This window comes from Pseudomonas sp. (genome assembly GCF_048269965.1).
Classification (GTDB): domain Bacteria; phylum Pseudomonadota; class Gammaproteobacteria; order Pseudomonadales; family Pseudomonadaceae; genus Aquipseudomonas.
This window is the reverse complement of the sequence record NZ_JBLWTV010000001.1, coordinates 395,175-417,644: the sequence shown is the minus strand read 5'-3', so window position 1 is coordinate 417,644 and position 22,470 is coordinate 395,175. Positions and strand designations below refer to the sequence as shown.

The window sequence follows — 22,470 nt, the reverse complement described above, 5'->3', positions numbered from 1 at the left end:
TCACGCATCAACCAGCGTCCACTGCTTGCTCAGGCGCTTGTCCGAAACCGCCATCTTCGTGCCCAGTTGCTGGGCGAACAGCGACACGCGGTACTCCTCCAGCATCCAGCGATACAGCGTGAGCTGCGGGTCGCGCTTGCCCTCCTGGGCATGCTTGCCGGTGCGCGCCTGGTACTGCTCCCAATAGCCGCTCAGTTCGCCCGTCCATACACGGTCGCGCTGCACCTGCGCGCCCACCTTGTCCAGGCGCTGCTCGATGGCCTTGAGGTAACGCGGGATTTCCTTGAGCCACTCGCCCGGCGTTTCACGCACGAAGCCGGCATAGACCAGATTGGCCAACTGCTGCTTGATGTCGTTGAGCGCCATGGCCTGGGCCAGGTCGATCTTGCCCTTGAAGCGCTTCTGCAGGCCGTGGTTGAGCTTGAGAAGCTCCAACACCAGGCGGGCGATGCGCTCGGCATGCGCCGTCCAGTCGCCGCGCTTGCGCTCGGCCAGTTGCGCCAGGGCCGCACCGTCACGCGGCAGCGTGGCTTCGCCGTCGAGGATGCAGGCATCCAGGCTGGCCAGCAAAATGTCCTCGACCAGCGCCTCGACGCGGCCGATGTCGCGATACAGCAAGCCCAGCTCGGTCAGTCCCGGCAGCTTGCCACGGAGGAATTTCGCCTGCTCGGCCAGTTGCTGCAGCAGCAGGCGTTGCAGGGCGCGGCGGTGCTGGAAGTCGGCTTCGGCCTGGGTCGGGAAGCGCCCTTCCTTGACCACCCCAGCCTCCTCCACCAGCGCCGGATAGACCGTCATGGAAAGGCCGGCGATCTTCTGCTGGGCCTTTTCCGCCACCTCGGCGAAGGCCTTGGCCTCCACCGTTTTCGGCTTGTCGCTCTGCTGCGGAATCGCCAACGCAGCCTGGCTGGCTTCGGCGAAACGCGCGGTCAACTCGGCCAGATTACGGCCTTCGCCAAGGAACTTGCCCCGCGCATCCACCACCTCGATGTTCATCTTCAGGTGGCTTTCGATGCTTTCAGCCGCCTCCGCCCAGGCCTCGTCGGACACCCGTGCGCCGGTCATGCGCAGTAGCTCATGCCCCAGCGCCTGCGGCAGCGAGCCCTGGCCGAACACCAGCTTGTCCAGCGCTGCGCCGACGAAATCCGGCACCGGCACGAAGTTCTTGCGCAGCGCCTTGGGCAGGCCGCGCACCAGGGCAATGCACTTGGCTTCCAGCAGACCCGGCACAAGCCATTCGAGGCGCTCGGGCTGCAGTTGCGGCAGCAGCGGCGCCGGCACGCGCAGGGTCACGCCGTCACGCGGATGGTTGGGCTCGAAGTGGTAGGACAGCGGCAGTTGCAGCTCACCGATGTGCAAGGTGTCCGGGTACTGCGCGGCGGTGATTTCGGAGGCCGAGCGGGCCAGGGCGTCTTCCTCGCGCATGATCAGAAGCTGCGCGTCGGCGGCGCTGCCCTTCTTGTACCAGCTCTCGAAACTCGCAGCCTGGTAGATGTCCTGCGGGATGCGCGCCTCGTAGTAGCCGAACAGGGTTTCCTCGTCGGCGAGAATGTCGCGGCGGCGCGACTTGGCCTCCAGCTCATCGAGGCGTTCGAGCAACTGGCGGTTGGCGGTCAGGCAGCGCACACGGCTGTTGATCTCGCCGCGCACCAGGCCCTCGCGAATGAACATCTCGCGCGAAACCGGCGGGTCGATGGGGCCGTAATGCACCGGGCGCCGACCGACGATGATCATGCCGTACAGGGTGATCTGCTCGAACGCCACGACCTGGCCGCGCTTCTTCTCCCAGTGCGGTTCCAGATGGTTCTTCTTCACCAGATGCGCCGCCAGCGGCTCGATCCAGTCCGGCTCGATCTTCGCCACCATGCGCGCGAACAGCTTGGTGGTTTCCACCAGCTCGGCGGCCATCACCCAGTTGGGCTTCTTGCGTCCGATCACGCTGGAGGGGTGAATCCAGAAGCGCCGCTGGCGCGCGCCGAGGTAGTCGCCCTCCTCGGTCTTCTGGCCGATCTGGCTGAGCAGGCCGGCGAGAATCGCCTTGTGCACGGCGGCGTAATTCTTCGCCCGCACCGCGGCCTCGCTGGCCTCGGCCTGCTGACGGGCGATGGCGTTGACGCGAGTGTCCTTGGTCGGCTGCGGCGTGTTCGCTGTTTGCTCGCCCTGCGCGTCTGAGCGGTTCTGGCTGCCCTTACCCATCAGTTGCAGATCACGGGCAATCAGCACCAGTTGCCGATGCGCATCGCGCCATTCGCGCAGGCGCATATAGTTGAGGAAGTTCTTCTTGCACCAGGTACGCAGCGGATTGCTGCCCAGCTCCTGGCGCTTTTCCTCGAAGCCGCGCCACAGGTTGATCAGCGCCGCGAAGTCCGAATCCACATCCTTCCACTGCGCGTGCGCCTGGTCGGCGGCCTGCTGGCGATCCATCGGTCGCTCACGCGGGTCTTGCACCGACAGCGCGGCGGCAACGATAAGGATCTCCTCCAGGCTGCCCTGCTTGGCACCTTCGAGCACCATGCGCCCCAGGCGCGGGTCGATGGGCAGGCGTGCCAGCTGGCGGCCAAGAGGCGTGAGCTGGCTTTCGCGGTTGACCGCCGACAGCTCCTGCAACAGGTTGAAGCCGTCGCTGATGGCCTTGCCATCTGGCGGCTCGATGAAGGGGAAGTCCTCGATACTGCCCAGGCGCAGGTGCAGCATCTGCAGGATCACTGCCGCGAGATTGGTGCGCAGAATCTCCGGGTCGGTGAACGTCGGCCGACCGAGAAAATCTTCCTCGCTGTACAAGCGAATGCAGATGCCCGGCTCGACCCGGCCGCAACGGCCCTTGCGCTGGTTGGCGCTGGCCTGCGACACCGGCTCGATGGGCAGGCGCTGCACCTTGGCGCGGTAGCTGTAACGGCTGATGCGCGCGGTGCCAGAGTCGATCACATAGCGGATGCCCGGCACCGTCAGCGAGGTTTCGGCGACGTTGGTGGCCAGCACGATCTTGCGCCCCGGCATGGGCGCAAAAATCTTCTGCTGCTCGGCCGGCGTCAGCCGTGCATACAGCGGCAGCACCTCGGTAAAGCGCAGGTTGGCCTTGCGCAGCACCTCCGCCGCCTCGCGAATCTCGCGCTCGCCGGGCAGGAACACCAGCACGTCGCCGGGGCGCTGGCCCACGCTGCGCTCGTGCTCGGTGATCTCGTCCAGCGCGGCGAGAATGCCCTGGTCGATGGACAGGTCATCGAGCAGGCGCTCGCCCTCCTCGTCCACCTCGGCCGCCAGCGGGCGGTACCAGGTTTCCACCGGGTAGGTGCGGCCAGATACCTCGATGATCGGCGCATCCGGAAGGCCGGCCCCGCTGAAGTGTTTGCTGAACCGCTCCAGATCGATGGTCGCCGAGGTGATGATCAGCTTCAGGTCCGGGCGACGCGGCAGCAGGGTCTTCAGGTAGCCGAGCAGGAAGTCGATGTTGAGGCTGCGTTCGTGCGCCTCGTCGACGATGATCGTGTCGTACTTTTCCAGAAAACGGTCGTGCTGGGTCTCGGCGAGCAGGATGCCGTCGGTCATCAGCTTGATCAGCGTGCCGTCCTTGCTCTGATCCTCGAAGCGCACCTGATAACCGACCAGCTCGCCCAGCGGCGTACCGATCTCTTCCGCCACCCGAGTCGCCACACTGCGCGCCGCCAAGCGGCGCGGCTGGGTATGACCGATCAGCCCATGCACGCCACGGCCAATCTCCAGGCAGATCTTCGGCAACTGCGTGGTCTTGCCCGACCCCGTCTCACCGGCGATCACCACCACCTGGCTCTTCTCCAGCGCGGCCTTGATCTCCTCGCGCTTGGCCGCAATCGGCAGCGCATCGTCGTAACGCATCGCGGGGATGCTGTCACGGCGCGCCGCCACCTTGTCGCTGGACGCCTGAAAACGCGCCAGCCACTGCGCCAGCTTGGCCTCATCGGGCTGCTTCTGCAGCTCATGCAACTGCCGGCGCAAGCGATGGCGCTCGGCGATCATGACGTGGTCGAGGTTGTGCTGCAGCGTGGCGAGGTCAGTCATCTGGATCGGAGCAATCAGGGCAAAGGCGCGATTGTCGCAGATTACGGCAGGTAGAGCCTCCACCTTGCGTAATTCGTGCTTTATAAACTACATTCAGCTCATGCAGAAAATCGAATCCGCCACCTTCAGAAACTGGCTGAAGAAGCTCAAGGATGAAACCGGCAAGGCGCGCATCGTGGCCCGGATAAACCGGCTGATGGAAGGCCTGCCGGGCGACGTGGCGCCGGTCGGCCACGGCGTCAGCGAACTGCGGATTCATTATGGCCCCGGCTACCGAGTGTATTTCCACCAGCAAGGCGACACGCTGGTGGTCCTGCTCTGTGCAGGCGACAAGGGCAGCCAACGCCGTGACATAGAGGCCGCCCAGCAGATCCTGCAGATGTGGAGAAAAACGAAATGACTGAAACCTTTAGCGACTTCGACCCCGCCGAATACCTCACCAGCCCCGCAGCCATTGCCGAGTTCATGAGCGACGCCCTGGAAACCGGCGACGCCGGCTATATCGCCAAAGCCCTGGGCGTGGTGGCACGCGCCAAAGGCATGACCGAACTGGCCAGAGAAACCGGACTGTCCCGCGAGCAGCTTTATCGCTCCTTCAGCGAACACGGCAACCCGACACTGAAAACCATGCTAGCTGTGATGAAGGCGCTGGGCATTGAAATGGCGGCACGACCGCATATTACCGGGTGAGGTTGCTGGTGCTCGTTGGGCAGCGCCAATAATCGGACGACACCATCCACCAGCGCCTGCGCTCACCGCAAGGCGGCGGGCATCAGGCTCTGTGCACGGAGTTGCGGCTGCAACGATACAGGCGAGTGCATGCCTTCGCCTTGATCGTTCCCACGCTCTGCGTGGGAATGCAGCCCTCGACGCTCCAGCGTCCACCACGGGTAGTTGCGCGCCGTGCTGTGACGCAGAGCGTCACGGGCTTGCTCCCACGCCGGAGCGTGGGAGCCATCGTTCCTCTGCGTTGATCGTTCCCACGCTCTGCGTGGGAATGCAGCCCTCGACGCTCCAGCGTCCACCACGGGCGGTTGCGCGCTGTGCTGTGACGCGGAGCGTCACGGGCTTGCTACCACGCCGGAGCGTGGGAGCCATCAACAAACATTCGGTACGCCCTGCCCTTCGCGCTCAGAAAAAGGGGGGCAGATTTATTTAATCCGCCCCCTTTTCATTACCGCTCCAATCCTTACGCCACCGCAGCAGTTGCCGCCCGGGAACGCCAGGCAAATCCAAGCACCATCAGCAGCCCCAAGCCCGCCATCGCCGCACCGGCCAGGGAGATCGCCGGGTAGCCCAACCCCGCCTTGATCACCGCGCCGCCCAGCGCCGCACCAATCGCATTGCCCAGGTTGAAAGCGCCGATATTCACTGCCGAGGCCAGGTTGGGTGCTTCCTGAGCGGCTTCCATCACACGCATCTGCAGCGGCGGCACGATGGCGAAGCTGGCGATGCCCCAGATCAGGATGGCCACGGCCGCCGGCAGCGGCCAGCGCATCAGCACGGTGAAGGCCAGCAAGACCAGGATCAGCGCGCTCAGCGAGACGATCAGGGTGCGGTCGACGGAGCGATCCGCCGCCTTGCCGCCCCATACGTTGCCCAGCGTCAGGCCGATGCCGTACAGCACCAGCATCGCGGTGATGAAGGCGGTGGACGCCTGGGTCTCGCTGCTGAGGATCGGCGCGATATAGGTGAACACGGTGAACATCGCGCTGGAACCGATCACGGTCAGGGCCAGGGCTGCCAGCACCGGGCCACGGCCGAGCACGCGGATTTCCGCCAGCACGCCGTCGCTCTTCGGCAGCGGCACGTTGGGCAGCGCGAACCACAGCGCGAGCATGGCCAATACGCCCAGGCCAGTGATGCCCCAGAACGCGGTGCGCCAGCCGAGCACTTCACCGAACCAGGCCGCCAGTGGCACACCGCCGATGGTCGCCAGGGTCAGGCCCATGAACATCGCTGCCACCGCCCCTGCGCGTTTGTCTGGCGCGACCACGCTGGCGGCGACGATGGAGCCGACGCCGAAGAAGGCGCCGTGGTTCAGCGAAGTCACCACGCGGGCGATCAGCAGACTGGTGTAATCGGTCGCCAGGGCGGACATCAGGTTGCCCAGGGTGAAGATGGCCATCAGCCCGATCAGCAGGTAGCGCCGGGGAATCTTGCCGGTGGTCAGGGTCATCAGTGGCGCGCCAAGCAGTACGCCCAGCGCGTAGGCGCTGACCAGCAGGCCGGCAGCCGGAATGGAGACACCGAGATCGCTGGCGATACCCGGCAACATGCCCATGGGGGCGAACTCGGTAACGCCGATGCCGAAGGCACCGATGGCGAGTGCAACTAGGGGTGGATTGATACGCATGGAAAGGCTCCTCATCTATGCCGCGAATGCTAGGATCCAAACCTTGGCGGCGGTAGATGGTATTTCTGGCAAACACCTTTGCTTACGGAGCACAAATGGACTTCAACGGCAGGTCAGGTGAGATGGTGGTGTTCGCCACCGTGGCGGAGGAAGGCAGCCTGTCCGCTGCGGCGAGAGCGTTAGGACTGACACCCTCGGCCGTCAGCCGGATCATCGCGCGCACCGAGCAGCGCCTTGGCACCCGCCTGCTGCTGCGCACCACCCGCTCGATCACCTTCACCGCCGAGGGCGAGGCGTATCTGCGCGGCGCCCGGCGCATCCTCGCCGACATGGCGGAAGTCGAGGAAGCCATCGCCGACCAGGGCGTGCCACGGGGTCGCTTGCGTGTGAGTGCCGCGCTCGGTCACGGCCGGCTGGCCATCGTGCCGCTGGTGGCCGCCTTCAGCGCGCGCTACCCGAACATCACCGTCGACCTAAGCCTGGGCGACGAAGTGGTCGACATCCTCGGCGGCCAGGCTGACGTCGCCGTGCGCTTCGGCCACCTGCCGGACAGCCCATTGACCGCCCGCAAGGTCGGCGAAACCGGCCAGGTGGTGGTGGCCTCCCCCGACTACCTGCAACGCCATGGCACGCCGCAGCAGCCGGAAGACCTGCTGCAACACAACTGCCTGCGCTTCAACTTCCGCCGCGCCGAACCCAACTGGCCTTTTACCCGCGACGGCCAGGCGTTCTCCCTGAAGGTTTGCGGCAACATCGAATGCAGCAGCGGCGAGGCGCTGGCGCAGTTCGCCCGGGTCGGCGCCGGCATCGCACGCATCGGCGAGTTCAGCGTGACCGAGGACCTGCAGCGTGGTGATCTGGTGCCGCTGCTGCAAACCTTCAACCCCGGTGATCGGGAGCCGATTCATGCGGTGTTCGTGGGCGGTTCGGCGATGCCAGCGCGGGTGCGGGTGTTCGTGGATTTCCTGCTGGAACATCATCGGATGTGAGCCGAGCAAGTGGCTGGCGCTGGACGGTTGCGCTCTGCCCCGCCCTCACGGAAGACCGCTACCCAGGGAAAAAACCGCGCTACATCTGCATTTCCGCCAGGGCTCTGCGCAATGGTGCGTCTGATATCTGTATCGGCCCATGGAAGGGAATATCCATGTCCAGAACCAGGTACACGGAGGCGGCAATCAGCAGTGCAGACAAGGTGAACATGCCAATTACCATCGGGTTGTTCGGCGCGCGATAGCCAAAGCTGGCGTAGATCAACGTCAACCACGCGACGAGCATGCCGATGAGTGGCATCGGTATTTGATCGTTCCCACGCTCTGCGTGGGAATGCAGCCCTCGACGCTCCAGCGTCCACCACGGGCGGTTGCGCGCTGTGCTGTGACGCAGAGCGTCACTGGCTTGCTCCCACGCCGGAGCGTGGGAGCCATCGACATCACCCCTGCCTTTGATCGTTCCCACGCTCTGCGTGGGAATGCAGCCCTCGACGCTCCAGCGTCCACCACGGGCAGTTGCGCGCTGTGCTGTGACGCAGAGCGTCACGGGCTTGCTACCACGCCGGAGCGTGGGAGCCATCGACGGTCGCTGGGATGCTTGCGTTGATCGTTCCCACGCTCTGCGTGGGAATGCAGCCCTCGACGCTCCAGCGTCCACCATGGGAGGTTGCGTGCTGTGTTGTGACGCAGAGCGTCACGAGCTTGCTACCACGCCGGAGCGTGGGAGCCATCAACACAACTACTCCCCGTCTCGCTCAGCCAACCCTGCCAACACCTTGCCATTCAATTCATGCAACGCGCGCTGCTCCTCGGCGGTCAACCCTGCAAGCACGCGCTGCAGGTTGGCCACGTGGGCCGCCAGGATGCCGTCGATCAGCTCGAAGCCGGCCGGGGTCAGCGCCACCAGCACGCCACGGCGGTCGCTGGGATGCTTGCGTCGCTCGATGAGCCCGGCCTTTTCCAGACGGTCGATGCGACTGGTCATGCCGCCCGAGGAAATCATCGCGCTCTCGTACAACGCCGTGGGCATCAGCGCATAGGGCTCGCCCGAGCGGCGCAAGGTCGCGAGCAGGTCGAACTCGCCGGCCTGCAGGCCGTGCGCGGTGAAGAACGGCAGCAGGTGATCGCGCGTGATCACCTGGCTGAGCTCGCCCAGGCGGCCGATCACCGCCATGGAAAAACCATCCAGATCCGGCCGCTGTCGAAGCCACTGTTCGGCAGCCAATTGTGCACGGTCTTGCATATCACCCTCGATTTATCTTGCCATCAAGATACTTTTCAAAAAGAATGTTTGCATCCTAACGCATTCACTCTCAGGAGACAGCTGCATGTCCGGCTCCCATTTTCGTCCTGTTCTCGCCTTGTCCTTGTTGCTGGCCATAGGCGCCTTGATGGGGCTGACCAGCAACCTGGTGAAACTGGCCGGCAACGTCGGCTGGCCGGCCATGGCTTACCTGCTCTGGAGCCTGCTGGGCGGCGGTCTGCTGCTGTTGCTGTTCACCTGGATACGCGGCGAGCGTCCCGGCACCCGCCCCGGACTGCTGGGCTATTACCTGGCCTCGGGACTGCTCAGCATCGCCGTGCCTAACGGTTTGCTGTTCAGCTCGATTGGCCATGTCGGCGCCGGCTTCGCCTCGATGTGCCTGGCCTTCCCGCCCCTGATCACCTACCTGCTCGCCCTGGCCTTGCGCATGGAAGGACTGAGCCGTATTCGCCTGCTGGGCATCTGCATCGGCCTGGTCGGCAGCCTGTTGCTGGCCCTGGGCAAGCTCAACGCCGGTGACAGTCCCCTGCTGTGGGTGCTGGCGGCGCTCTGTGTGCCGCTGTTCCTGGCGCTCGGCAACATCTACCGCGCCCGCTACTGGCCAGCGGGTGCCAGCCCGCTGTCCCTGGCCCCCGGCATGCTGCTCGGCGGCGCACTGCTGCTGGTGCCGCTGGGCCTGTTCGGCGTCGACCTCGCACCGCGAATGCAAAGCCCTGCGGCAGTCGCCCTGCTGATCGTGCAGATGCTGTTGTTCGCGGCGGTCTATGCGCTGTTCTTCGTCCTGCAGAACCTGGCCGGCACGGTGTTTCTCAGCCAGATCGGCTCGGTGGCAGCGATCACTGGCGCGGCCATCGCCATCGGTCTGCTCGGCGAACAGGGCAGCTTATCGATGCTGCTGGCAGCGCTGTGCATCGTCGGCGGTGTGCTACTGGTGGCCTGGCGCGGGGCGAAGGAGGCACAAGCATGAAGCGCCAGACCTTGCTGCTCATCGCCATCGTCCTGCTCGGCCTGAATCTGCGCCCGGTGCTGGCGGCCATCGGCCCGTTGCTCGACCGCATCCAGCTCGATAGCGGCCTGGATCACATCGGCGCCAGCCTGCTGACCAGCCTCCCGGTGGTGATCATGGGTCTCGGCGCCCTCGCCGCTGGCCTGCTGCGCCAGCGCCTCGGCGAGCGCAACGGGATTCTCTTCGGCGTACTGCTGATCGCCCTCGCTTGTCTGCTGCGCGGCGTGCTGCCGGATTCCAGCACCTTGATCGCCACCGCCTTGCTGGCTGGCGCCGGGATCGCCTTCGTCCAGGCACTGCTGCCGGGCTTGATCAAGTCGCGCTTCGCCGCCGACAGCGGCCGCCTGATCGGTTTCTACAGTTGCGCGATCATGGGCGGCGCGGCCTTCGGTGCGGCGCTGACGCCCTGGCTGGCGCAGTCGATAGGCTGGTCGTGGGCGCTGGCGAGCTGGGCACTGCCCGCTCTGCTCGCCGCTGCGTTGTGGCGCCGCGCGGCACCTGCGCAGGCAGTCGCAACCTCGAGCGAGCTGCCACGCCTGGATGTCTGGCGCTCGCCGAGGGCCTGGCTGTTGATGAGCTTCTTCGGCATCGGCACCGCCGGTTATACGCTGGTGCTGGCATGGCTGCCGCCCTACTACACCTCGCTGGGCTGGAGCGCACAGGCCAGCGGCCTGCTGCTGGCTGCGCTGACGCTCTGCGAAGTAGTCGCCGGCCTGATGGCATCGAGCCTGCTGCCACGCTACCCGGATCGACGCGTTCTGCTGGCGGTGGTCTTGCTGGCGCTGCTGGCCGGGCTGCTCGGCCTGATGCTGGCACCGCTGCAACTGGTGGTGCCGATCTGCATGTTGCTGGGCATCGGCATCGGCGCGCTGTTCCCACTGTCGTTGGTGGTGGCCCAGGATCATCTGGATGATCCGCGCCAGACCGGCGACCTGCTGGCCTTCGTGCAGGGCGGCGGCTACCTGATCGCCGCCACGGCTCCATTCCTGGCCGGCCTGCTCCGTCAGTACACCGACGACCTGCGCCTGAGCTGGCTGACCATGGCCGTCGCCACGCTCGTGTTGATGGCCATGGCGGCGCGCTTCGCCCCTGGCAGTGGGCGGTTCCAAACCCGCCCTATCCTTAGCCTGTAGCCCGCAAAACCCTGGTGGCGCACTGCTGGTGGCCTGGCGCGGGGCAGAGGCGCCCCCTACGAAGCTGATGCAATGAAAAACGCCACCCGAAGGTGGCGTTTTCATCAGCGGGCTCGAATCACTTCTTGCCCAGCTTCTTCAACTCTTCGTCGCGCAGCTCGCGGCGCAGGATCTTGCCGACGTTGGTGGTCGGCAGCACGTCGCGGAATTCCACGGCCTTGGGCACCTTGTAGCCGGTGAGGTTGGCGCGCATGTGCTCCATCACCTGCTCCTTGGTCACGCTCTCGCCCGGCTTGACCACCACGAACACCTTGATCGCTTCGCCGGATTTTTCGTCCGGAATACCGATGGCAGCGCACTGCAGCACACCGGGCAGGGTCGCCAGCACGTCTTCCAGTTCGTTCGGGTAGACGTTGAAGCCGGACACCAGAATCATGTCCTTCTTGCGGTCGACGATGCGCAGGTAGCCATCTTCCTGGATCAGACCGATGTCGCCGGTCTTCAACCAGCCTTCGGCATCGAGGATTTCGTCGGTGGCGTCCTGGCGCAGCCAGTAGCCCTTCATCACCTGCGGGCCCTTCACGCACAGCTCGCCGATCTCGCCGATGGCCAGTTCCTGACCATCGTCGTTGATGATCTTGCACAGGGTCGAGGGCACCGGAATACCAATGGTGCCGAGCTGGATGGCGCTGAACGGGTTGACCGTGGCCACCGGGCTGGTCTCGGTCATGCCGAAGCCCTCGCAGATGGCGCAGCCGGTGACGTCCTTCCAACGCTCCGCGGTTGCCAGCTGCAGGGCCATACCGCCGGAGACGGTGAGCTTCAGGCTGGAGAAGTCCAGCTTGCGGAAATCCTCGTTGTTGCACAGGGCCACGAACAGGGTGTTGAGGCCGACGAAACCGGTGAAGCGGTACTTGGCCAGGTCCTTGACCACCGCCGGCAGGTCGCGCGGGTTGGTCAGCAGGATGTTGTGGCCACCGATCAGCATCATCGCCATGCAGTGAAAGGTGAAGGCGTAGATGTGGTACAGCGGCAGCGGCGCGATCAGCACCTCGCAGCCTTCATCGAGGTTGGCGCCCATCAGCGCCTTGACCTGCAGCATGTTGGCCACCAGGTTGCGATGGGTGAGCATCGCGCCCTTGGCCACGCCGGTGGTGCCACCGGTGTACTGCAGCACGGCGACATCGCCATTGTTCGGATTGGCTTCGCTGAAGCTCTGGCCACGGCCCTTGGCCAGGGCATCGTTGAGCTTGACCGCCTTGGGCAGGTTGTAGGCCGGCACCATCTTCTTCACGTGCTTGATCACGGCATTGACCAGCAGACGCTTGAAGGTCGGCAACATGTCGCCGACTTCGGTGACGATCACCGTCTTGACGCCGGTCTTGGGCACCACCTGCTCGGCCAGGTGGGCCATGTTGGCGAGGCAGATCAGCGCCTTGGCGCCGGAGTCGTTGAACTGGTGTTCCAGCTCCCGCGCGGTGTACAGCGGGTTGGTGTTGACCACCACCAGGCCGGCGCGCATGGCACCGAATACCACGACCGGGTACTGCAGCACGTTGGGCAGTTGCACGGCGATGCGGTCGCCGGGCTTGAGATCGGTGTGTTTCTGCAGATAGGCCGCGAAGTCACCGGACAGCGTGTAGATCTCGCCATAGGTGAGCGTCTTGCCCAGGTTGCTGAAAGCAGGCTTGTCGGCGAAGCGTTGGCAGGACTCTTTCAGTACCGCGAGGATGCTCGGGTACTGATCGGGATTGATTTCGGCAGCAACCCCAACGGGATACTTGTCCTTCCAGAAGTTTTCGGTCATGGAAGCCCACTCCTAAGCAACAGCTGATCTTCACCGCGCGAGGGCGGTTGTTTGTTGTGTGTATAGCTCGCTTTCCCGCTGGCACAGGGGCCCGGAAGCGCGCCGAGAGTAGCAGCTTTGCCAGAGGCCGACCAGCACCAAACATGGGCTCAAGAGTCGCAAAAGTGACCGAAAGAGGCCTCGCAGTCACATACGATCCTTATCTTCGTGAACCCGCGAAAAGCCTCTAGCTCGCATCTTGCAGCGCGTAGAGCCTAGCTCGTCTCTGCCGGTGATGCAGCACTGGGCTGCATGAAACACGCGAAGGTCGTTACTAAATCACAACAATTGCACGGCGCGATGGCAGCCGAGGCGGGAAAGCCCCTCCCCCAACACCGGGGAGGGGCTTTGGGTCAGGCGATGTCGCGCAGCTCGCGACGCAGGATCTTGCCGACCGGGGTCATCGGCAGCGAGTCCTTGAACACGATGTGCTTGGGCACCTTGTAGCCGGTGAAGTTTTCCTTGCAGTAGGCCTTGAGCTCCTCGACGGTAACGCCGCCGTCACGCGGCACCACGAACAGCTTGACCACCTCCCCGGACTTGTCGTCCGGCACGCCGATGGCCGCGCAGCTGGCGACTTTCGGGTGGGCCATGACCACATCCTCGATCTCGTTGGGGTACACGTTGAAACCCGAGACGATGATCATGTCCTTCTTGCGGTCGACGATACGCACGAAGCCGTCGGCGTCGATCACGGCGATGTCGCCGGTCTTGAACCAGCCTTCGGCGTCGAGCACTTCGGCGGTCGCTTCCTCACGCTGCCAGTAGCCCTTCATCACCTGCGGCCCCTTGATGCACAGCTCGCCGCGCTCGCCCAGTGGCATCTCGTTGCCGTCGTCGTCGATCACCTTGAACGCCGTGCCCGGCACCGGAATGCCGACCGTGCCCAGGCGCGCCTTGTCGCCGTAGGGGTTGGTACTGGCCACTGGCGAGGTTTCGGTCAGGCCGTAGCCTTCGACCACGGTGCAACCGGTCATCTGCTGCCAGCGCTCGGCAGTCGCCTTGACCAGCGCGGTACCACCGGAGTTGGTGACCTTGAGGTTGGAGAAGTCGAGGTTCTTGAACTCGGGGTGATCCATCAGCGCGACGAACAGGGTGTTCAGCCCCAGCAGCGAGGAGAACTTCCACTTGCCCAGCTCCTTGACGAAGCCGGGGATGTCGCGCGGATTGGTGATCAACACATTCTGGTTGCCGTTGACCATCATGCACATGCAATTCGCGGTGAAGGCATAGATGTGGTACAGCGGCAGCGGCGCGATCATGATCTCCTGGCCCTGCTTCATCAGCGGCGTGCCATCTTCACCGAGCTGCGCCAGGCAGGCATCCACCTGCAGCATGTTGGCCACCAGGTTGCCGTGGGTGAGCATGGCGCCCTTGGCCACGCCGGTGGTGCCGCCGGTGTACTGCAGCACGGCGATGTCGTCGTGACCGGCCTTGACCGGTGTCAGCGTCTGACCGTGGCCCTGCTTGAGCACCTGCTTGAAGGCAATGGCCTGGGGCAGATGGTAGTCGGGCACCATCTTCTTGACCTTCTTCACCACGGTGTTGACCAGCCAGCCCTTGAGGCTCGGCAACATGTCGCCCATCCTGGCTTCGATCAGGTACTCGACCTCGGTATCGGGCAGCACTTCCTGCACCAACTTGCCGAACATGTTCAGGTACACCAGCGCACGCACCCCGGCATCCTTGAACTGGTGGCGCATCTCACGCGCGGTGTACAGCGGGTTGGTGTTGACCACGATCAGCCCGGCGCGCATGGCGCCGAACACGGCAATCGGATACTGCAACACGTTGGGCATCTGTACCGCGATACGATCGCCCGGCTTGAGGTCGGTGTGCTTCTGCAGGTAAGCGGCGAAGGTCGCGGAGAGACGATCCAGCTCGGCATAGGTCAGCGTGACGCCCAGGTTGCTGAAGGCCGGACGGTCGGCGAAACGTTTGCATGAGCGCTCGAATACTTCGATCACCGACTTGTAGCTGGACAGGTCGATATCGTTGGGCACGCCGGGCGCGCGCTTGTCGTTCCAGAAATCAGGTTGCATTGTTCTTGTCCTCTTCCCCTGAAGTGATCTGGCCCGCGGTGCGGGACTGCCCGGAAAGTAGCAGTTCAGAGCGGCGCCGCAAATAGCTCGAAGGCGTCATTGATGGGCTGAATTTCGCAATAAATGTAGTGATTCGTAACCGATCTTTGCGGCTCGATGGAAATTCGACGGTGCTTTGCGTGATGACGGCCAGGGTGCACAATGCCGCCAACTCCCGGCACAAGGATTCGCCATGCGCCACGACGCCTTCGTTATCAACGCCAGCGATGGCACGCCATTGCAGGTCAATCACTGGTATGGCGACGAGCCGCCACGCGCGGCGGTCATGCTGGCCCATGGCATGGCCGAGCACAGCCTGCGCTACGCACGCCTGGCCGAAGCCCTGGTCGCAGCAGGCTTCGCGCTCTACGCGCTGGACCAGCGCGGCCATGGAGCCACCGCTGAACGCGGCACCCTTGGCCACTTCGCTGATGAAGACGGCTGGAGCAAGGTGGTCGGCGACCTGTCCACCCTCAACCACCACATTCGCCAGCAGCACCCGCATGCGCCGATCTTCCTCTTCGGCCACAGCATGGGCAGCTACATCGGCATGGCCTATCTGCTGGGCCATAGCTGCAGCCTGCAGGGCGCCGTGCTCTGCGGCTCCAATTACCAACCCGTGGCGCTGTACAAGGCCGCCAGACTGATCGCCGGCTTCGAGCGCTGGCGCCTGGGCCCCAAGGGGCGCAGCAAGGTCATCGATTTTCTCTCCTTCGGCTCATTCAACAAGGCTTTCAAGCCCAACCGCACGGCCTTCGACTGGCTCAGCCGCGACCCGGCGGAAGTAGACAAATACGTGACCGATCCGCTGTGCGGCTTCGTCTGCACCACGCAGTTGTGGTGCGACCTGCTCGATGGCCTGCAGCGCATCACCCCGACCAGCAACCTGGCGCAGATCGATGCCGACCTGCCGCTGCTGGTCATTGGCGGCTCGCGCGACCCGGTCAGCGACGGCAAGCGCCTGGGTGATCTGGCTGGCGCCCTGCGCGAGGCCGGCGTGCGCGACGTGCAACTGAAGATTTATCCCGAGGCCCGTCATGAGCTGCTCAACGAGAGTAATCGCGACGAGGTCACCGCCCACCTGATCGACTGGCTGCAGCAGGCGCTGAGCCAGGGTCGAAGCCCAATCAAGGAGTGTCCATGACTCAGGTCACCAATATCCCTTACGAAGCCCTCAGCGTCGGCCAGCAAGCGGCCTTCGAGAAAACCGTGGAAGAGCGCGACGTGCAACTGTTCGCCGCCGTCTCCGGCGACAACAACCCGGTACATCTGGACGCCGCCTTCGCCGCCGAGACGATGTTCAAGGAGCGCATCGCCCATGGCATGTTCACCGGCGCGCTGATCAGCGCTGCCATCGCCTGCCGCCTGCCCGGCCCGGGCACCATCTACCTCGGCCAGCAGCTCAAGTTCACCCGTCCGGTGAAGCTCGGCGACACCCTGACCGTGAAGCTGGAAGTGCTGGAAAAACTGCCGAAGAACCGCGTACGCATCGCCACCCGCGTGTACAACCAGGACGGCAAGCAGGTAGTGGACGGCGAAGCCGAAGTGCTCGCCCCGGCGAGCGAGCAGACCGTGAGCATGCCGCCGATGCCGCAGGTGACTGTTGTTACGTAACGCCTACGAACGGCTGGGCCAGGTCTCCCTGGCACCACAAATTGAAGCGGCTGCCATGAACATGAACGCCGCCTTCGACCTGAAAACGAAGCAGCACTGTCCTCAAGCCGAAGTGAGGTACGAGCCGTTTCAGTGGTGGAGTGTTAAAGATGTGAGGTGATTGACAGCATCCGCGTCGATCAGACCAACCTGCGGCGCGATATTGGAGAGCCTTTAGGCAGTACCGGTAGTCTGTCTCGCCTCCCTCGTAAGCTCTTTGGTGCTCATGGCCTGGGCAGTTGACTATAAGTTTTTACAAGAAGACCGTATGAATTATAGTTTTCTCGCGTTTCCTATAGGAAATTCGCCATGCGAAATCCCATTGAGCGAGCCGGATACAGCTGGCTGATCAACGCCCTCGATCTTCGCTGTGTGCCGCTTGATCGTGAGTGCGTCATAGGCTCGCGCCAGGCGCTCTCTCAGTCCGCTGGTGGTGTCAACGTAGAGGTCTTCACCAAGGGTTACGCCAGAGAGCAACGCCCCATCGACCAGATGCTCTTTGCACTCTCGTACGAAGGGGTAAATCTGGGCGTCCTGGAGCGCGCCTTGCAGATTCCAGCTGTCCGCGATGACCTGGTTGCTGCAATCGCTGGGAAGCCAGCCAGCGGCTATCTGCGCCGGCTCTGGTATATCTGCGAGAACATTGCAGGCCACCCGTTGCCTCTGCCCGACGCCGCCCAGAACATTCCCTATGAGCACCTGCTGCCACCGGAGAAATATTTCACCGGCCCAGAGGAGATGTCGCGCAGGCATCGCGTACGGATGAATCTCCTGGGAACACCTCGGCTTTCAGCGCTGATTAGCCGCCGGGGCTGGGCAGACGACAGCCTTTTGAATGCACAAATAGTCGAGCGCATGCATGACCAGATGGTTGATTTCTCGGTCACCGAGATTGCCAGAGCGGCGCAGTACCTACTGACCACCGAGACTCGCAGCTCATATGAAATCGAGCATGAGCGTCCAACACCTGATCGAGTCTTGCGCTTTGTCCGTGTGCTGGAACAGGCGGGCCAGCGCCCGCTGGATGAGGAGTTTCTCTTCGACATCCACCGGATAGCCCTAGGCACGGGGCGCCCCGATCCGTCCATTGGCGCATACAGGCATCTGCAGAACTGGCTCGGCCGCGGCGATCTGATCCACCTGATCCCGCCGGCGCCGGAAACCGTGCCTGAGATGATGGAAGAGTGGTTCGTCATGCGTGAGCGCGTCATGCGCAGTGATGCCCCAGCGCTAGTGAAGCTAAACGCGATCGCGCACAGCTTTATCTACATCCATCCTTTCATGGACGGCAACGGCCGGTTGTCCCGCTTCATCATGCAGGACATCCTGGCCAATGAAGGCCTCAAGCTGCAGGGCATCATCCTGCCCATCTCTGCCGGTCTTCTGGTCAACCTGGACAGTTACATCGGCACGCTCGACGCACTGTCACGGCGGCTACTTAGCGCTACGCAGTACCGTCGGAAGGACTTGGCCAGCGACCCTGAACTGGATGAGGCGCATGCCCATCTGTTCGCCCACCTGGACTTCACTGATCTGCAGGGCGAGGTCAATAAAAGCGCTGCACGAGTTCTGGATGGACTCATGCGTGATGAGGTCAACCATCTCGTCCGCCGCGATAGATTCAAAGAGCAGATGAATCGCGAGCTGGACCTGTCGAACCGGGACCTTGAGCTGCTTATCGCGGTGATTTACGAGAACAGCGGGCGTGTCTCCAAGCGTAAGCGGACGAGCGTGTTCCAGCACCTGACGGATGAAGATATTGCGCTGGCAGAGAACATCTACGCCGACCTGCATGCGCCGGAAGAACCGGAATCGGAGGTGACATTGGATCGCCTGCAGTAGGCTTCTCTGGGGATTGAGTGGCTGATAGGTAGCCAAAAGGCTAGACCGGCACAGTCTTCACGCCAGGCCAGCGCCTATAGCCGCAAAAAAACCGCTGCAAGCTGGTGCGCGACAGCAGCGTCGCGCACCACTTCTGTTCTACACTCACAAATCTTGAGCGATCCTTCGCTTTATTAGTGCGTTTCTTTGTGCATTTCGCACAAAAACCTTTGACCACCTTGCCAAGCGGCCTGCTGCGCTGATTTCTGGCACGTCCCCTGCTTTCACCAAGGCTTCACCATCCATACCGGAGCCAGGTCCATGAGCAACGTCCCCCCCGATAGCGATTACCCCCTGAGCGAGGTGCCCAATGGCGCGCGCAAAGGGCTGTTCTCCACCGCCATCCTGTTGTTCGGTTTCACCTTCTTCACCGCCACCATGTTCGCCGGCGGCAAGATCGGTATGGCCTTCGACTTCACCACCCTGCTCTGGGCTGCGGTGATCGGTAACCTGCTGCTCGGCCTGTATGCCGCCGTGCTGGGCCTGATCGCCTGCCGCAGCGGGCTGAATTCGGTGCTGATGGGCCGTTTCTGCTTCGGCGAGGTGGGCAGCAAGCTGTCCGACATGCTTCTCGGCTTCACCCAGATCGGCTGGTACGCCTGGGGCACGGCGACCATCGCCATCGTCCTGGTGAAAATCCTCGGCCTGCCCGAAAGCCTGACCATCCCACTGATGGTGCTGTTCGGCTTCGGTTTCTGCCTCACCGCCTTCGTCGGCTACAAGGGCCTGGATCTGCTCTCGCGCGTCGCCGTGCCGGCCATGCTGGTGCTGCTGGTGGCTTCGCTGTGGATCGCCACCCGTGATATCGGCGGCCTCGCCGGCCTGCTCGCGGTGGAACCATCCGAGAGCATGAGCCTGAGCGTGGCCATTACCCTGGTGTTCGGCACCTTCGTCAGTGGCGCCACCCAGGCCACCAACTGGACGCGCTTCGCCAAGAGCGGGCGCGTCGCGGTGCTGGCCAGCCTGTTCGGCTTCTTCATCGGCAATGGCCTGATGATCGTCGCCGGTGCCTATGGCGCCATCGTCTATCAACAACCGGACGTGGTCGAGGTGCTGGTGCTGCAGGGCCTGTCCATGGCTGCCGTGATCATGCTGTTCCTCAACCTGTGGACCACCCAGGACAACACCATCTACAACTTCGCCGCCGCCGGCTGCAACCTGCTGCGCACCGGCAAGCGCAAGACCGTCACCCTGGCCGGCGCGGCCATCGGCACGCTGCTGGCCATCGGTGGCATGTACGAGATGCTGATTCCCTTCCTGATCCTGCTCGGCTCGATCATTCCGCCGATTGGCGGCGTGATCATGGCCGACTTCTTCTACGGCCACCGCGCGCGCTACCCGAAACTGGCCGATGCGCGCCTGCCCGCATTCAACTGGGTCGGCCTGGGTGCCTACCTGATCGGTGCGCTGAGCGCCTATTTCTCGCCCTGGGTCGCGCCGCTGGTGGGCATCGCCGTGGCTGCCCTGGCCTACGTCGTGCTGTTCGAGGCGAACAAGGCCCTGGCTGGCCGCCAGCAGGTCGCTGGCGCGTGAGCCTGACCGTCGCCGATGTGCTCGCCCTGCCCGGCTTGGGCAGCATGCATCTGCGTGCTGGCCAGGCCGGGCGCGACAACGCCGTGCGCTGGCCCTACGTGGCCGAGAACGAAGGCATCGCCGACTGGGTGATGGGCGGCGAGCTGATCTTCGTCACCGGCATCAACCACCCGCGCGACGAGGCCAACCTGCTGCGCCTGGTGCGTGAGGGTCATGAGCGTGTGGCCGCCGGCCTGGTCATTCTCACCGGCGCCGAGTTCATCCAGGCCATCCCGCCCCACGTCATCGCAGAGGCCGAGCGCCTGGGCCTGCCGCTGATCGAGCAGCCCTACGCGCTGAAGATGGTGGTGGTCACCCAGGCCATCGGCACCGCCCTGGTGCAGGCGCAGCAGCTCGGCCGCTCGCGCCAGCACGTGTTGGAGCAGGTGCTCGACGGCGATTACCAATCGCTCGACGTATTGCTGCAACGCGGCGACAGCCTCGGCCTGGCGCTGCACGTACCGCGTCAGGTAGCGCTGCTGCGTCTCGACGGCAGCGAGCAACTGTTCGGCGACCTGCCTGATGAAGACGCCGAGCGCCAGCTGCAGAGCCGCCAGCAACTGCTGCAACGGCGCCTGGAACAGAGCATCGGCGAACTCGGTGACGCGCTGCCGCTGGTCAGCCAGGGCCGTCACTGGATCGCCCTGCTGCCCTGCCCCGATAGCCAGGCCGAAGCCCGCAACCGCCAGGCCATGACCGCGCTGCTCGACGAACTGCGCCCGCAACTCGGCCCGCTGCGGCTGTTTCTCGGCCTGGGCAGCGCCGGCTGCGCTGCGCCGCGTTTCGCCCAGGGCCTGGGGGAGGCGCGCCAGGCCCTGGCCGTGGCGCAGCGCTTTCCCGAACGCCTGGGCCTGTGCAGTTTCAATGAGCTGGGCGTGCTGGAGCTGCTCGGCGCGATCCGCGACCGCAGCCTGCTCGATCGCTTCGTCGAGCGCGTGGTCGGCCCGCTGATCGGCGACGATTCGCGCCACCAACCCGTGCTGATGCCGACGCTGGAAGCCTGGTTCGCCGAGAACGGCAACCTGGCCCTGGCCGCACAGCGCCTGAACGTTCACCGCAATACCCTGAGCTACCGTCTACAGCGCATCGAGGCGCTGACCGGCTGCTCGTTCGAAGACCCGCACGACCGCCTGAACATCAGCGTTGCGCTGTTGATCCGGCGCCTGTCGTCGCCTGCCTGAGAGGAAACCTGATGATCATCCACAATGCCCGCCTGCGCGGCCGCGACGGCCTGCACCGCATCACCCTGGACGGCGTGCGCATCGCCGCTATCGACGTCCAACATACGCTGCACTCCATCGCCGAAGGCGATCTGGACGCTGCCGGCAATCTCGTCGTGCCGCCCTTCGTCGAGCCGCACATCCACCTCGACGCCACCCTCACTGCCGGCGAGCCGGCCTGGAACATGAGCGGCACGCTGTTCGAGGGCATCGAGCGCTGGGCCGAGCGCAAGGCGCTGGTCACTCATGAAGACACCAAGACCCGCGCCAGGAAGACCATCGACATGCTGGTCGACCACGGCATCCAGCACGTGCGCACCCACGTCGACGTCACCGACCCGACCCTGGCCGCGCTCAAGGCCATGCTCGAAGTGCGCGAGGAAACCCGCCACCTGATCGACCTGCAGATCGTCGCCTTCCCGCAGGAGGGCATCGAGTCCTACGCGGGTGGCCGCGCGCTGATGGAGCAGGCCATCGAGCTGGGCGCCGACGTGGTCGGCGGCATCCCGCACTTCGAGAACACCCGCGACCAGGGCGTATCGTCGATCAAGTTTCTGATGGACCTGGCCGAACGCACCGGCTGCCTGGTGGACGTGCACTGCGACGAGACCGACGACCCGCAGTCGCGCTTTCTCGAGGTGCTGGCCGAGGAAGCCCGCGTACGCGGCATGGGCGCGCGGGTCACCGCCAGCCACACCACGGCCATGGGCTCCTATGACAATGCCTACTGCTCCAAGCTGTTCCGCCTGCTGAAGATGAGCGGCATCAGCTTCATCTCCTGCCCCACCGAGAGCATCCACCTGCAGGGCCGCTTCGACACCTACCCGAAACGCCGTGGACTGACCCGCGTGGCGGAGATCGACCGCGCCGGGATGAACGTCTGCTTCGGCCAGGACTCCATCGTCGACCCCTGGTATCCGCTGGGCAATGGCAACATCCTGTGCATCCTCGAAGCCGGCCTGCACATCTGCCACATGCTCGGCTACGAAGACCTCAAGCGCAGCCTGGACCTGATCACCGACAACTCGGCGCGGGCGCTGAACCTGGGTGAAGGTTATGGCCTGGAAGTGGGGCGTCCGGCTAACCTGCTGATTCTCTCGGCGCCGGACGATTACGAGATGGTGCGCAGCCAGGGCCATGCGCTGGTGTCGGTGCGCCACGGCAAGGTACTGATGCGCCGCACGCCGGCCAGTATCGAGCGCGCCTGATCACCTTCATTGATGGTACCCACGCTCTGCGTGGGCACCTGCACCTGGGACGCTCGGCGTCCTGCTTGGCGATACTGGACGCTGCCCGAACCGCAGCGGACGCAGAGCGTCCTGGACTGTGCTACCACGCGGAGCGTGGGAGCGATCAGGCAGAAATGGTGATGGTACCCACGCTCTGCGTGGGCACCTGCACCTGGGACGCTCGGCGTCCTGCTTGGCGATACTGGAC

At 64.2% G+C, this 22,470-nt stretch carries 18 protein-coding genes; 11 read left to right on the top strand and 7 right to left on the bottom strand.

Annotated elements, in window-relative coordinates; translation table 11 throughout:
- Complete coding sequence (gene hrpA / locus ACN0X6_RS02010; protein WP_417701644.1) at nucleotides 1-4,032, bottom strand: ATP-dependent RNA helicase HrpA; 4,032 nt, start codon at nucleotides 4,030-4,032, stop codon at nucleotides 1-3.
- A 100-nt stretch (nucleotides 4,033-4,132) separates the two neighbouring features.
- On the opposite strand from hrpA, the gene ACN0X6_RS02005 reads away from it, so the two are divergent.
- Both ACN0X6_RS02005 and ACN0X6_RS02000 read left to right on the top strand, forming a co-directional pair.
- Nucleotides 4,133-4,432 (top strand): type II toxin-antitoxin system RelE/ParE family toxin, encoded by a 300-nt coding sequence (locus ACN0X6_RS02005; RefSeq protein ID WP_417701643.1) that lies wholly within the window; start codon nucleotides 4,133-4,135, stop codon nucleotides 4,430-4,432.
- Nucleotides 4,429-4,722, top strand: coding sequence for an addiction module antidote protein (locus tag ACN0X6_RS02000; protein ID WP_417701641.1), 294 nt, complete (start codon nucleotides 4,429-4,431; stop codon nucleotides 4,720-4,722). The genes ACN0X6_RS02005 and ACN0X6_RS02000 overlap by 4 nt, the downstream gene beginning before the upstream one ends.
- A 499-nt stretch (nucleotides 4,723-5,221) precedes the next feature.
- On the opposite strand, the gene ACN0X6_RS01995 is transcribed toward ACN0X6_RS02000, so the two are convergent.
- Entirely contained in the window at nucleotides 5,222-6,388 is a 1,167-nt protein-coding gene (locus tag ACN0X6_RS01995; RefSeq protein ID WP_417701639.1) for an MFS transporter, read from the bottom strand.
- Nucleotides 6,389-6,483: 95 nt separating this feature from the next.
- Here ACN0X6_RS01995 and ACN0X6_RS01990 point away from each other — a divergent pair, with 95 nt between their 5' ends.
- A complete protein-coding gene (locus ACN0X6_RS01990) occupies nucleotides 6,484-7,377 on the top strand; it encodes a LysR family transcriptional regulator (protein ID WP_417701637.1) in 894 nt (297 codons plus the stop codon).
- A gap of 79 nt (nucleotides 7,378-7,456) precedes the next feature.
- Here ACN0X6_RS01990 and ACN0X6_RS01985 read toward each other — a convergent pair whose 3' ends face one another.
- Complete coding sequence (locus tag ACN0X6_RS01985; protein WP_417701636.1) at nucleotides 7,457-7,678, bottom strand: hypothetical protein; 222 nt, start codon at nucleotides 7,676-7,678, stop codon at nucleotides 7,457-7,459.
- Nucleotides 7,679-8,116: 438 nt separating this feature from the next.
- A complete protein-coding gene (locus tag ACN0X6_RS01980) occupies nucleotides 8,117-8,620 on the bottom strand; it encodes a MarR family winged helix-turn-helix transcriptional regulator (protein ID WP_417701634.1) in 504 nt (167 codons plus the stop codon).
- An 85-nt stretch (nucleotides 8,621-8,705) separates the two neighbouring features.
- Between ACN0X6_RS01980 and ACN0X6_RS01975 the strand changes: the two genes are divergently transcribed.
- Entirely contained in the window at nucleotides 8,706-9,608 is a 903-nt protein-coding gene (locus ACN0X6_RS01975) for a DMT family transporter (protein ID WP_417701632.1), read from the top strand.
- A complete protein-coding gene (locus ACN0X6_RS01970) occupies nucleotides 9,605-10,780 on the top strand; it encodes a cyanate transporter (RefSeq protein ID WP_417701631.1) in 1,176 nt (391 codons plus the stop codon). The genes ACN0X6_RS01975 and ACN0X6_RS01970 overlap by 4 nt, the downstream gene beginning before the upstream one ends.
- Before the next feature lie 118 nt (nucleotides 10,781-10,898).
- On the opposite strand, the gene fadD1 is transcribed toward ACN0X6_RS01970, so the two are convergent.
- From fadD1 to ACN0X6_RS01955, 3 genes are all read right to left on the bottom strand, one after another.
- Nucleotides 10,899-12,587, bottom strand: coding sequence for a long-chain-fatty-acid--CoA ligase FadD1 (gene fadD1 / locus ACN0X6_RS01965; RefSeq protein WP_417701629.1), 1,689 nt, complete (start codon nucleotides 12,585-12,587; stop codon nucleotides 10,899-10,901).
- Between the two features lie 392 nt (nucleotides 12,588-12,979).
- On the bottom strand, nucleotides 12,980-14,668 hold the full coding sequence (gene fadD2, locus ACN0X6_RS01960) for a long-chain-fatty-acid--CoA ligase FadD2 (RefSeq protein ID WP_417701628.1): 1,689 nt from the start codon (nucleotides 14,666-14,668) through the stop codon (nucleotides 12,980-12,982).
- Nucleotides 14,658-14,909 carry a hypothetical protein gene (locus tag ACN0X6_RS01955; RefSeq protein ID WP_417701626.1) on the bottom strand — a complete coding sequence of 84 codons (252 nt, stop codon included), beginning with the start codon at nucleotides 14,907-14,909 and terminating at the stop codon, nucleotides 14,658-14,660. The genes fadD2 and ACN0X6_RS01955 overlap by 11 nt, the downstream gene beginning before the upstream one ends.
- On the opposite strand from ACN0X6_RS01955, the gene ACN0X6_RS01950 reads away from it, so the two are divergent.
- The 6 genes from ACN0X6_RS01950 (at nucleotide 14,901) to codA (ending at nucleotide 22,241) form a co-directional block, all read left to right on the top strand.
- Complete coding sequence (locus ACN0X6_RS01950) at nucleotides 14,901-15,851, top strand: lysophospholipase (protein ID WP_417701624.1); 951 nt, start codon at nucleotides 14,901-14,903, stop codon at nucleotides 15,849-15,851. The two genes, ACN0X6_RS01955 and ACN0X6_RS01950, sit on opposite strands and share 9 nt — an antisense overlap.
- Nucleotides 15,848-16,321 (top strand): MaoC family dehydratase, encoded by a 474-nt coding sequence (locus ACN0X6_RS01945; RefSeq protein WP_417701622.1) that lies wholly within the window; start codon nucleotides 15,848-15,850, stop codon nucleotides 16,319-16,321. Before ACN0X6_RS01950 ends, ACN0X6_RS01945 begins: the two co-directional genes overlap by 4 nt.
- 348 nt (nucleotides 16,322-16,669) lie before the next feature.
- Nucleotides 16,670-18,202: a Fic family protein gene (locus tag ACN0X6_RS01940; protein ID WP_417701620.1), complete on the top strand. Its 1,533-nt coding sequence runs from the start codon at nucleotides 16,670-16,672 to the stop codon at nucleotides 18,200-18,202.
- Between the two features lie 300 nt (nucleotides 18,203-18,502).
- Nucleotides 18,503-19,774, top strand: coding sequence for a cytosine permease (gene codB, locus ACN0X6_RS01935; RefSeq protein ID WP_417701618.1), 1,272 nt, complete (start codon nucleotides 18,503-18,505; stop codon nucleotides 19,772-19,774).
- Nucleotides 19,771-20,994, top strand: a complete 1,224-nt coding sequence (locus ACN0X6_RS01930) for a PucR family transcriptional regulator (RefSeq protein WP_417701617.1) — start codon at nucleotides 19,771-19,773, stop codon at nucleotides 20,992-20,994. The genes codB and ACN0X6_RS01930 overlap by 4 nt, the downstream gene beginning before the upstream one ends.
- Nucleotides 20,995-21,005: 11 nt before the next feature.
- Nucleotides 21,006-22,241: a cytosine deaminase gene (codA, locus tag ACN0X6_RS01925; protein ID WP_417701615.1), complete on the top strand. Its 1,236-nt coding sequence runs from the start codon at nucleotides 21,006-21,008 to the stop codon at nucleotides 22,239-22,241.
- The last annotated feature ends 229 nt before the right edge of the window (nucleotides 22,242-22,470 follow it).

Excerpts from the sequence above, each read along its gene's own strand:
- fadD2 (WP_417701628.1), bottom strand. The coding sequence starts at position 14,668 with ATGCAACCTGATTTCTGGAACGACAAGCGCGCGCCCGGCGTGCCCAAC.
- ACN0X6_RS01970 (WP_417701631.1), top strand. The coding sequence starts at position 9,605 with ATGAAGCGCCAGACCTTGCTGCTCATCGCCATCGTCCTGCTCGGCCTG.
- fadD1 (WP_417701629.1), bottom strand. The coding sequence starts at position 12,587 with ATGACCGAAAACTTCTGGAAGGACAAGTATCCCGTTGGGGTTGCTGCC.
- ACN0X6_RS01975 (WP_417701632.1), top strand. The coding sequence starts at position 8,706 with ATGTCCGGCTCCCATTTTCGTCCTGTTCTCGCCTTGTCCTTGTTGCTG.
- ACN0X6_RS01950 (WP_417701624.1), top strand. The coding sequence starts at position 14,901 with ATGCGCCACGACGCCTTCGTTATCAACGCCAGCGATGGCACGCCATTG.
- ACN0X6_RS01995 (WP_417701639.1), bottom strand. The coding sequence starts at position 6,388 with ATGCGTATCAATCCACCCCTAGTTGCACTCGCCATCGGTGCCTTCGGC.
- ACN0X6_RS01980 (WP_417701634.1), bottom strand. The coding sequence starts at position 8,620 with ATGCAAGACCGTGCACAATTGGCTGCCGAACAGTGGCTTCGACAGCGG.
- codA (WP_417701615.1), top strand. The coding sequence starts at position 21,006 with ATGATCATCCACAATGCCCGCCTGCGCGGCCGCGACGGCCTGCACCGC.
- ACN0X6_RS01945 (WP_417701622.1), top strand. The coding sequence starts at position 15,848 with ATGACTCAGGTCACCAATATCCCTTACGAAGCCCTCAGCGTCGGCCAG.
- ACN0X6_RS02000 (WP_417701641.1), top strand. The coding sequence starts at position 4,429 with ATGACTGAAACCTTTAGCGACTTCGACCCCGCCGAATACCTCACCAGC.
- ACN0X6_RS01940 (WP_417701620.1), top strand. The coding sequence starts at position 16,670 with ATGCGAAATCCCATTGAGCGAGCCGGATACAGCTGGCTGATCAACGCC.
- hrpA (WP_417701644.1), bottom strand. The coding sequence starts at position 4,032 with ATGACTGACCTCGCCACGCTGCAGCACAACCTCGACCACGTCATGATC.
- ACN0X6_RS01990 (WP_417701637.1), top strand. The coding sequence starts at position 6,484 with ATGGACTTCAACGGCAGGTCAGGTGAGATGGTGGTGTTCGCCACCGTG.
- ACN0X6_RS01985 (WP_417701636.1), bottom strand. The coding sequence starts at position 7,678 with ATGCCACTCATCGGCATGCTCGTCGCGTGGTTGACGTTGATCTACGCC.
- codB (WP_417701618.1), top strand. The coding sequence starts at position 18,503 with ATGAGCAACGTCCCCCCCGATAGCGATTACCCCCTGAGCGAGGTGCCC.
- ACN0X6_RS02005 (WP_417701643.1), top strand. The coding sequence starts at position 4,133 with ATGCAGAAAATCGAATCCGCCACCTTCAGAAACTGGCTGAAGAAGCTC.